Source organism: Agrococcus sp. AC640b (assembly GCF_979255995.1).
In genome coordinates this window covers 1-9481 of the sequence record NZ_CEEDMM010000037.1, presented here as the reverse complement: position 1 = coordinate 9481, position 9481 = coordinate 1, and the positions used below count along the sequence as shown (strand labels likewise).

Sequence of the window (9481 nt, the reverse complement as noted above, 5' to 3'; positions counted from 1 at the left end):
GGCTGGGGGTGCGGGCCGGCGAGGTGCGGCGCCGTGGGGAGCTGGCCGGAGGGGAGCTGGCCGGTCGGAGGCTGACCGGTGGGCGACTGCTGGGCTGGCGACGACGGGATGCCGTAGGCGGGCGAGGCCGGCGGCGGCGGCCCGTACGCAGGCGAGGCGGGCGGCGGCGCAGCGCGGTGCGGCCACGGCGACGGCTCGCCGTGCGGCCCCGCCGGGGGCGTCGTGCCGCGCGCATCCATGCAGCGAGCATGCACTGCCTGGATGCGAGGTGCCAGGGAGCCGTGCCCCGCGCATCCGATCGGAGCCGGCGACGGCCTCCTCGCCTTCGCTTCGAGTGCTCGCGTCCGACCGCGTCGTGGGCCAGCGATGCGGCCGGCCCTGGCGTCGGCCCGCGGCCAGCGCCTCAGCGCCTCGTCGGGGCGTCAGGCGGCCGCGTCGCCCTTGCGCCTGCGGCCCTGCCACGCCTCGATCGCCGTCTTCACGAGCACGGCGATGAGGAAGATCGCGAACAGGATCGTCGCGGCGCGCGGATCGAGCAGCGCAGCCACCCACGCGCCGAGCGCGGTCGTGAGGCATGCGGAGCCGCCGACGACGATCGCCGCGACGAGGTCGACGTTCTTGCGGATGAGGTTGCCGATCGTGCCCGAGATGGCCGTCGGCACCATCATGAGCATCGACGTGCCCTTCGCGACGAGGTCGCTCGCGCCGAACAGCAGGATGAGCGCCGGCACGATGACGACGCCACCGCCGATGCCGATGAGACCGGCGAGCACGCCCGTGAGGAACCCGACGACGACGAGGGCGGCGATGGCCCACGCATCCACCTCGATGCCGGCACCGCGCGAGGGCACCGTGAGGAACAGCTGCACCGCGACGGCGAGCGCGAACACCATGAAGACGATGCGCACCACCGATGCCGACAGGCGTGCGAGCAGCAGCGAGCCCACCTGCGCGCCCACGACCGAGCCGGCGGCGAGGAGCGCGGCGGCGAGGACGTCGACCTCGCCGCGCGTCGCGTAGGCGACGACGCCGACGGCGCTCATCGGCACGATCGCCGCGAGCGACGTGCCGCTGGCGCGCTTGCGGTCGAGGCCTGCGAACGACAGCAGCAGCGGCACCATGACGATGCCGCCGCCCACGCCGAACAGGCCGGACATGAAGCCTGCGACGAGGCCGATCACGACGTATGCGACGTAGCGGCCTGGGGTGCGGGTGGTCTCGGTGGGCATCGGCTCCATCCTGGCACCGTGTGCGTGCCGGCTCCGCGCGTGCGTGCCGCCGCATCCGTGCCGCTCGCCGCTCCCGCACGTGATCGGTCACTCGATGCGGTGTCTCTGGCCGTCCCGCCGCATCCGGTGACCGATCGGCGGCATCGAGCGACCGATCACGGTCAGGGCTCCGGAGGTGCGGTGGCGGCGGATGCGGCGGCACCGGGAGCAGCGGGTGCGCGCGTGGCGGACGCGCGCACCTCGCCGCGCGGGCGGGCGAGCGCGCACACCACGCCGGCGAGCAGCATCGACGCGGCGCAGATCGCGATGAGGATGCGGAAGTCGATGACCGCCAGCAGCGCTGCCCCCAGCGCGAGGAAGCCGAGCTGCGGCACGTTGATCGCAGCGTTGAGCGCCGCCGACGTGCGGCCCTGCAGCCGCGGCGGCGTCACGCGCTGCCGATACGTCACCACCCCGACGATCGCCCACGGCACGCTGAAGCCGATGAGCAGCTGCGCAGCGCTCATGCCTCCCCACCGCATCCACGACGCATCCGGCTGCCACACGAGCACGGCGAGGCCCACGAGCAGCCCGCCGCCGAGCAGCACGAGCCCCCACGCCACGAGCGGCCGCTCGCCGATGCGCCGCAGCACCCCCGCCGCGGTGAGCCCACCGACGACGGCGCCCACGCCCTGCACCGCCTGCAGCGGACCGAGCGCCTCGGGGCCGGCGCCCGTGCCCTGCTCGACGAACGGGAACACCGTGGCGTTCAGCAGCCCGTTCGCGGCGAACGCGAGCGTCATCACGATCGTCAGCAGCCGCAGCGTGGGCTCCGACAGCAGCTGCCGGAATCCCGCCGTCACCTGCCGGATCCACGGCTCGTGGGCGTCCTCGAGCACGGCGGGCGACTCGTCGACGCGGGTCGAGAGCAGCACGATCGCCGTCGCCGCGAAGCACGCAGCCGTCAGCAGCGCCACCGACCACGGGCCGAGCGCGACGTACAGCACGGTGCCCAGCGGCGGGCTCACGATGCGCATCGCGTTGTCGATCGACGAGAACGCGCCGTTCGCCGCCCCCAGCTCCTCGTCGGGCAGCAGATCGCGCAGCAGCCCCGACTGCGCCGCACCCGTGATGGTCGCGACCAGCCCGTAGCCGAACGTGACGACGTAGATGAGCCACACGTCGTCGACGCCCCGCACGGCCAGCAGCGACAGGACGAGCGCGGCGCCGCCGGCGTTCGCGGCGATGAGCAGCCTCCGCCTCGACACCCGGTCGACGAGGTGGCCGACGAACGGTGCGAGCAGCGTGGGTGCGCCGAGGGCGAGGAACACGAGCGCGCCCGCCGCATCCGACCCGGTGAGCTGACGCACCCACACCGCGAGCATGAGGAACAGGGCGCTGTCGCCGAGGTTCGTCGCCACCCACCCCACGGTGAGGCGGCGGAACGCGGGCCTGCGGAAGGGTGAGGCGGGCTTCGGCTGCACGTCGGTCACGGTCGCTCCTGGCGGATGCTGGCGCCTCGCAGGCGCAGACGGATGCGTCGCTCGGACGCGACGGGATGGAGCGACGCCGAGGCGTGCTCAGCAGATGCGGGCCCCGCGACGCCGACGACGGCGCCCGGGCGGGCCTGGGCTCAGGCCTCGGCGGATGCCGGGCCCGGCGCCTCGGGCGTCGGCTCGCTGCGCGGATCGGGGTTGAGCGTGGCGAAGAGGTGGCCGCGTCGACTGCCGGGAGGCCGCTTCGACGGGTCGCCGCTGCGGCCCTGGAGGTGCTCGGTGAGCGCGACGATGCGCGCGCCGAGCTCGCGCATCTCCTCCGCGGTCGCCCAGAACTCGGCGGTGTTGATCATGACGGCACCCACCCACTCGGGATCGTCGGTGGGCGCGAGGGTGAGGAAGTCGACCACGCGGCTCGCCTCGCGCTGCACGTACAGCGAGCCGACGGCGGCGGAGCTGCGGATGGAGGCGGGGTCGTGATGGTCGGGCTGGAGGTTGCGGCTCACGTGCACGGGCCGCCACGGCTTGGCGGTGCCGCGCTGCTCGCCGCGCTCGATGTAGCCGGCCTTCGCGAGCTGGCGGAGGTGGAAGGAGCAGTTCGACGGGCTCTCGCCCACGTGCTCGGCGATCTCGGTGGCGGTGGCCTCGCCCAGGTCGTCGAGCACGGCGAGGATCTCGACGCGCAGCGGGTGCGCGAGCGCCCGCAGCATCGTCGGGTCGCTCGTGACGAGCTGGCGGCTGCTCGCCTCGCTGCTCGCCTCGCCGCCGGCCTGCTGCTCGGCCGCGTCGCCGTCGGTCATCGGAGCAGGCCGTGGGTGGCGATGGCCGTCTGGCGTGCCTCGGCGTAGCGCTGCGCGGCAGCGGCGGCGCGGCGCGCACGATGGATCTCCTCGTCGCGTCCCGGTCGGTCGGTGCTGGTGGTGCGTCGCATGGCCTGCTCCTCTCATGGTCCGCGGATGCGGGCGTGATGGAAAGACTACCTTCGAAGCACTCGCTTCGCAAGAGTTCTTTCATAGTGATGTCGGCGCGGGCCGCTGCACCGTCGCCGTGCGCGACCTCACGTGTTCGCTCCGCGCACGCCCTCCCGCCTCGCGTTCGCGCCGGCGGGTGCGGTTGGATGGAGGCATGAGCGACCTGACGCGTCCCGAGATCGACGCACCCACCGGCCCCGCCCCCTCCGAGCTCGTCATCCGCGACGTCGTCGTCGGCGAGGGCGCCGAGGCCACGCCCGGCGCGACCGTCGAGGTGCACTACCTCGGCGTCGAGCACGACTCCGGCGAGGAGTTCGACGCCTCGTGGAACCGCGGCCAGTCGATCGAGTTCCCGCTGCGCGGCCTCATCGCCGGCTGGCAGGAGGGCATCCCGGGCATGAAGGTCGGCGGACGCCGCGAGCTCACGATCCCGCCGCACCTCGCCTACGGCCCCGCAGGCGGCGGCCACCGCCTCTCCGGCAAGACGCTCGTGTTCGTCATCGACCTGCTCGCCGTGCGCTGACGCCACTCGCACCCCCGCACGACCCCTCGAGGCCCCCGCCCCCACGGCGGGGGCCTCGCTGCGTCTCGCCGACGACCTGCGCTCGCCGCCACGGCCTCGACTCGCGCGCGCTGGAGGTTCTCGGCCGCTTTTCGGCTCACAAGCGGCCGAGAACCTTCTCTCTGGGGAGGGCTCGTGGGAGCGGGAGCGCCTGTGTTGACAGTCGGCGATGGATGCGCGTAAGGTCGCGGATTGGTCGGACCAATATGGTCGGACCATTGCTCGACTCAATGGAGAGACCGATGGACGACGCACTCGACACCCTCGTCGCACGCCTCGTCGACCTCTCCACCGTCGAGCCGGGCGGCACGCGCCGCCTCCCCTCCGAGCGGGAGCTCGTCGAACGGCTCGGCCTCAGCCGCGGCACGCTGCGCGAACGCCTCTCGCAGCTCGAGTCGCTCGGCATGCTCGACCGACGCCAGGGCCACGGCACCTACCTGCGCTCCCCAGGCGCATCCGTCGTGCGCACCACCTTCACGCTCATGTCCGCCCTCGGCGGCGTCGAGCCCGATCAGGTCGACCAGGCGCGCGAGATGCTCGAGATCGTCACGACCGTCGAGGCCGCGAAGCGCAGCACCCCCGCCGACGTCGCCACGCTCGGCGAGCTCGTCACCACGATGATCGAGGCCACCGCCCGCGACGACCACGACGCCGCCCTCGACGCCGACCTCGCCTTCCACCGACACCTGTCGTCGATCGTCGCGAACCCCATCCTCGAGCTGCTGCACGACGGCCTCGCAGGCATGCTGCGCGACACCCTCGCCGCCCGGCGCGCCACCGCGATGCGCACCGAGACGCCCGCGGCAGACGGCACCTACCTCACCGACACCGTGCACCGCGAGATCGTCGACGCCCTCGAGGCCCGCGACCCCGACGCCGCCCGCATCGCCATCCGCCACCACTTCGACCACCACGACGCCGTCGTCGGCCACGCCGACGACGACGCCACCACCGACCCGGGAGCAGCATGACCACCGCAACGTTCGTCGGCCTCGGCGCCATCGGCACCCCCATGTCGCAGCGCATCGCAGCGGCAGGCTTCGCCGTCACGGGCGTCGACCCGTTCGAGGCTGCCCGCGACCGCGCGCAGCAGGCGGGCCTCGCCGCCGTCGCATCCATCGCCGAGGCACCCGCAGCCGGCCCCGTCGTCGTCATGGTCGCCACCGGCGAGCAGCTGGATGCGCTCGTCGACCAGGCGGAGGCCGCCGGCGTCGCCGCAGACCGCCTCTGGATCGTCATGTCGACCGTCGGGCCGGCAGCGGTCGAGGCCTCCGGCGCGCGGCTGCGCGCCCTCGGCGGCCGCGTCGTCGACGCGCCCGTCACCGGCGGCGTCGCCCGCGCGACCACCGGCGAGCTCATCATCTTCGCCTCGGGCGCGCAGGCCGACCTCGACGAGGCGCAGGCCGTGCTCGCACCCCTCGGCGCCGTCCGCATCGTCGGCGGCGAGCTCGGTCAGGGCCAGGGCATCAAGGTCGTCAACCAGCACCTGTGCTCCGTGCACATCGTCGCGGCCGCCGAGGCGCTCGACCTCGGCGCGCGCCTCGGCCTCGACCAGGCAGCCGTGCTCGACCTCGTCGCAGGCGGCGCGGCAGGCTCGTGGATGCTCTCCGACCGCGGACCCCGCATGCTCGAGGCCGACCCGCAGGTCACCTCGACCATCGGCATCTTCGTGAAGGACTCCGGCCTCGTCGCCGAGGCTGCGGCATCCGCAGGCGCGGCGGTGCCCGTGCTCGCCGCCGCCCGCGACCGCTACCTCGCCGCCGCCGCGGCGGGCCTCGAGCGTGCAGACGACAGCCAGGTCATCCGCACCTACCAGACCCCCTCCCAGCACTAGCCCAACCAGCACCGGGCGCATCCAGCCCGACCCCCACCAGCCCCACCCGGGCGGCACAGCCGCCGCCCGGCCGCACATCAGGAGCATCATGTCCGCACCCACCGCCTCCGGCACGCCGCCGAAGAAGGACAACGCCGTCAAGGTGTCGCTCGCGTCGATGATCGGCACGGTCGTCGAGTCGTACGACTTCTTCATCTACGCGACCGCCGCCGCCACGTACTTCGGCACCGTGTTCTTCGCGACCGACGACCCCATCGTCGGCGCGCTCGCCTCGTTCGCGACCCTCGCGATCGGCTTCCTCTTCCGCCCCATCGGCGGCTACCTCGCCGGCCACTTCGGCGACCGCATCGGCCGCAAGCGCGTGCTCATCTGGTCGCTCGTCGTCATGGGCGTCGTCACGACCGCGATCGGCATCCTGCCGACGTTCGAGACCGTCGGCATCGCCGCGCCCATCATGCTCATCGTACTGCGCATCATCCAGGGCGTCGCCTACGGCGCCGAATGGGGTGGCGCGGTGCTCATGGCCGTCGAGCACGCCCCCGAGCGTCGCCGCGGCTTCTTCGGCGCGCTGCCGCAGATCGGCATCCCCGGCGGCCTGCTGCTCGCCAACGGCGTGATCCTGCTCACGAGCGGCCTGCCGGGCGACTGGGCATGGCGCGTGCCGTTCCTGCTCGCATCCGTCATGGTCATCGTCGGCCTCTTCATCCGCCTCAAGGTCGCCGAGAGCCCCGCGTTCGAGGCCGTCAAGGAGCAGGGTCAGGTGCTGAAGCAGCCCGCGCTCGAGGCGATCAAGCAGGACTGGCGCTCCATCCTCCGCGTCATCGGCCTGCGCCTGGCCGAGACCGGCGGCTACTACGTCACCACCTCGTTCGTCGTGTCGTACGTGGGCCTCGCCGCCATCACCGACTCGCGCGACGTGCTCATCGGCACGCTCGTCGGCTCGGCGCTCGGCCTCGCGAGCCACCTGCTGTACGGCGCGTGGAGCGACAGGATCGGCCGCAAGAAGGTGTACCTCATCGGCTCGATCTTCACGATCGCGTTCGGCGTGCCCATGTTCCTGCTCATCAACACCGGCTCGCTCGTGATGATCGTCATCGCCGTCGCGCTGTCGCTGCTGCTCAGCCACGACCCGATCTTCGCCGTCGAGTCGAGCTGGTTCTCGGAGCTGTTCCCCGCCAACCGCCGCACGTCGGGCATCTCGCTGGGCTACAACGGCGCCGCGATCGTCGCCGGATTCCTGCCGTTCATCGCCACCGCCGTCTACGGCGCCGTCGGATGGATCGGCCCGGCCCTGCTGTTCTCGCTGCTCGGCATCATCTCCACCGCCGTCGCCATCACCGCTCGCGAGACCGCGCCGGCGATCGTCGGCGGCGCGAAGGCCGAGCAGCCCACCCTGGAAGGAGTCCGATGACCACCGTCGCCCCCACCGTGCAGGCCGAGCGCCTCGCGCGCCTCGCCGAGCACGCCTACAACGTGCGCATGCACGCCCTCCTCATGGGCGAGGTGCAGGGCCAGGGCTACGTCGGCCAGGCGCTCGGCGCCGCCGACATGCTCACCGTCGCCTACATGGACCAGCTGCGCTACGACGTCGCCGACGAGCACTGGGAGGGCCGCGACCGCTTCCTGCTGTCGACGGGCCACTACGCGATCGGCCTGTACGCGGCGCTCGCCGAGGCAGGCATCGTGCCCCTCGCGGAGCTCGAGACGTACGGATCCGACGACTCGCGCCTGCCGATGTCGGGCATGGCGTCGTACACGCCGGGCATGGAGATCTCCGGCGGCTCGCTCGGCCACGGCCTCACGGTCGCGGTCGGCATGGCGATGGGCCTGCGGCACCGCGGGCTCACCGAGCAGCGCGTCGTCAACTTCCTCTCCGACGGCGAGCTCGACGAGGGCTCCACGTGGGAGGCGGCGATGGGCGCAGCCCACCACCGGCTCGGCAACCTCATGGCGCTCGTCGACATGAACGCGCTGCAGGCAGACGGCCCCGCGCAGGGCATCCTGCGCACCGAGCCCGTGCTCGACAAGTGGCAGGCGTTCGGCTGGCACGCGATCCGCGTCGACGGCAACGACCTCCCCGCGCTCGTCGCGGCGTTCGACGAGGCACGCTCCGTCGCCGGCGCCGAGGGCAAGCCGCAGGTCATCATCTGCGACACGAAGGTCGGATCGGGCGTGACGATGCTCGAGGACCGCGAGAAGGCGCACTTCATGCGCATCGAGGAACACGAGTGGGCGATCTGCCGCGAGCAGCTCACCGCCCGCTACGAGGCATCGAAGGAGGCCGCACGATGAGCACGACCGTCGACCGCACCGCATCCGGCACCCCCGACCCCGAGGTCGCCACGCCCGAGGCGCCCTCCGCGGCACCCGCGCCGAAGCAGCGCCTGAAGACGAGCGCGATGATCGCCTCGTTCGCCGACCCGGGGCAGCGGACGGCGCCCGCTCCGTTCGGCCACGCCCTGGCGAAGGCCGCCGAGCAGGACGAGCGCATCGTCGGCCTCACCGCCGACCTCGGCAAGTACACCGACATGCACATCTTCGCCCAGGCCCACCCGGAGCGGTACTTCCAGATGGGCATGAGCGAGCAGCTGCTGTTCGGCGCCGCCGCGGGCATGGCGGAGGCGGGGCTCACGCCGTTCGCATCCACCTACTCCGTGTTCGCCGCTCGTCGCGCGTACGACTTCATCTGCCTCGACATCGCCGAGCCGAACCTCAACGTCAACGTCGTCGGTGGGCTCCCAGGCCTCACGACCGGCTACGGCCCCAGCCATCAGGCGACGGAGGACATGGCGATCTTCCGCGGCATGCCGAACCTGACGATCGTCGACCCGTGCGACTCCATCGACATCGAGCAGGCCGTGCCGCAGCTCGCGGCATCCGCAGGCCCCACGTACCTGCGGCTGCTGCGCGGCAAGGTGCCCACGGTGCTCGACGAGTACGACTACACGTTCGAGCTGGGCAAGGCGAAGGTGCTGCGCGGCGGCGCCGACGTCGTGTTCGTCTCGAGCGGGCTCATGACGATGCGCGCGCTGCAGGCGGCCGAGCTGCTCGCAGCGCACAAGGTCGACGTCGCCGTGGTGCACGCGCCCACGATCAAGCCGCTCGACGTCGACACGATCGTCGCCGAGCTCGACACGCCCCGCCTCGCGGTGACGCTCGAGAACCACTCCGTCGTCGGCGGGCTGTTCGAGTCGGTCGCGTCGGCGCTCGTGCGGCGCGGTGTCACCCGACGCGTCGTGCCGGTGGCCCTGCCCGACGCGTTCCTCGACGCCGGCGCCCTGCCGACGCTGCACGACCGGTACGGTCTGTCGAAGGACAGGATCGTCGAGCGCGTGCTCGCAGAGCTCGGCTGACGCCCCCTCTCCACCCAGACCGCGGCACGGCGGCGATCCCCAAGGTCGCCGCCGTGC

10 protein-coding genes and 1 pseudogene are annotated in these 9481 nt (G+C 72.7%); 6 read left to right on the top strand and 5 right to left on the bottom strand.

The annotated features are described in order from the left end of the window. From ACZ6H8_RS13710 to ACZ6H8_RS13690, 5 genes and pseudogenes are all read right to left on the bottom strand, one after another. Positions 1-239, bottom strand: a pseudogene (locus tag ACZ6H8_RS13710) (hypothetical protein); the annotation flags it as partial. A gap of 183 nt (positions 240-422) precedes the next feature. Then, positions 423-1229, bottom strand: coding sequence for a sulfite exporter TauE/SafE family protein (locus ACZ6H8_RS13705; RefSeq protein WP_464147443.1), 807 nt, complete (start codon positions 1227-1229; stop codon positions 423-425). A gap of 161 nt (positions 1230-1390) precedes the next feature. Beyond that, entirely contained in the window at positions 1391-2701 is a 1311-nt protein-coding gene (locus tag ACZ6H8_RS13700) for an MFS transporter (protein WP_464147442.1), read from the bottom strand. Between the two features lie 140 nt (positions 2702-2841). Beyond that, a complete protein-coding gene (locus ACZ6H8_RS13695) occupies positions 2842-3504 on the bottom strand; it encodes a helix-turn-helix domain-containing protein (RefSeq protein WP_464147441.1) in 663 nt (220 codons plus the stop codon). Continuing rightward, on the bottom strand, positions 3501-3635 hold the full coding sequence (locus tag ACZ6H8_RS13690) for a hypothetical protein (RefSeq protein ID WP_464147440.1): 135 nt from the start codon (positions 3633-3635) through the stop codon (positions 3501-3503). The genes ACZ6H8_RS13695 and ACZ6H8_RS13690 overlap by 4 nt, the downstream gene beginning before the upstream one ends. Before the next feature lie 194 nt (positions 3636-3829). Between ACZ6H8_RS13690 and ACZ6H8_RS13685 the strand changes: the two genes are divergently transcribed. From ACZ6H8_RS13685 to ACZ6H8_RS13660, 6 genes are all read left to right on the top strand, one after another. Next, positions 3830-4198, top strand: a complete 369-nt coding sequence (locus ACZ6H8_RS13685) for an FKBP-type peptidyl-prolyl cis-trans isomerase (RefSeq protein ID WP_464147439.1) — start codon at positions 3830-3832, stop codon at positions 4196-4198. A gap of 281 nt (positions 4199-4479) precedes the next feature. Beyond that, the gene (locus ACZ6H8_RS13680; protein WP_464147438.1) at positions 4480-5208 is read left to right on the top strand and encodes a FadR/GntR family transcriptional regulator; all 729 of its coding nucleotides are present in this window, start codon (positions 4480-4482) and stop codon (positions 5206-5208) included. Further along, complete coding sequence (locus ACZ6H8_RS13675; protein ID WP_464147437.1) at positions 5205-6071, top strand: NAD(P)-dependent oxidoreductase; 867 nt, start codon at positions 5205-5207, stop codon at positions 6069-6071. The genes ACZ6H8_RS13680 and ACZ6H8_RS13675 overlap by 4 nt, the downstream gene beginning before the upstream one ends. Before the next feature lie 88 nt (positions 6072-6159). Then, positions 6160-7482 carry an MFS transporter gene (locus ACZ6H8_RS13670; protein WP_464147436.1) on the top strand — a complete coding sequence of 441 codons (1323 nt, stop codon included), beginning with the start codon at positions 6160-6162 and terminating at the stop codon, positions 7480-7482. Further along, positions 7479-8363 (top strand): transketolase, encoded by an 885-nt coding sequence (locus tag ACZ6H8_RS13665; RefSeq protein WP_464147435.1) that lies wholly within the window; start codon positions 7479-7481, stop codon positions 8361-8363. The genes ACZ6H8_RS13670 and ACZ6H8_RS13665 overlap by 4 nt, the downstream gene beginning before the upstream one ends. 107 nt (positions 8364-8470) lie before the next feature. After that, complete coding sequence (locus ACZ6H8_RS13660) at positions 8471-9424, top strand: transketolase family protein (RefSeq protein ID WP_464147444.1); 954 nt, start codon at positions 8471-8473, stop codon at positions 9422-9424. The last annotated feature ends 57 nt before the right edge of the window (positions 9425-9481 follow it).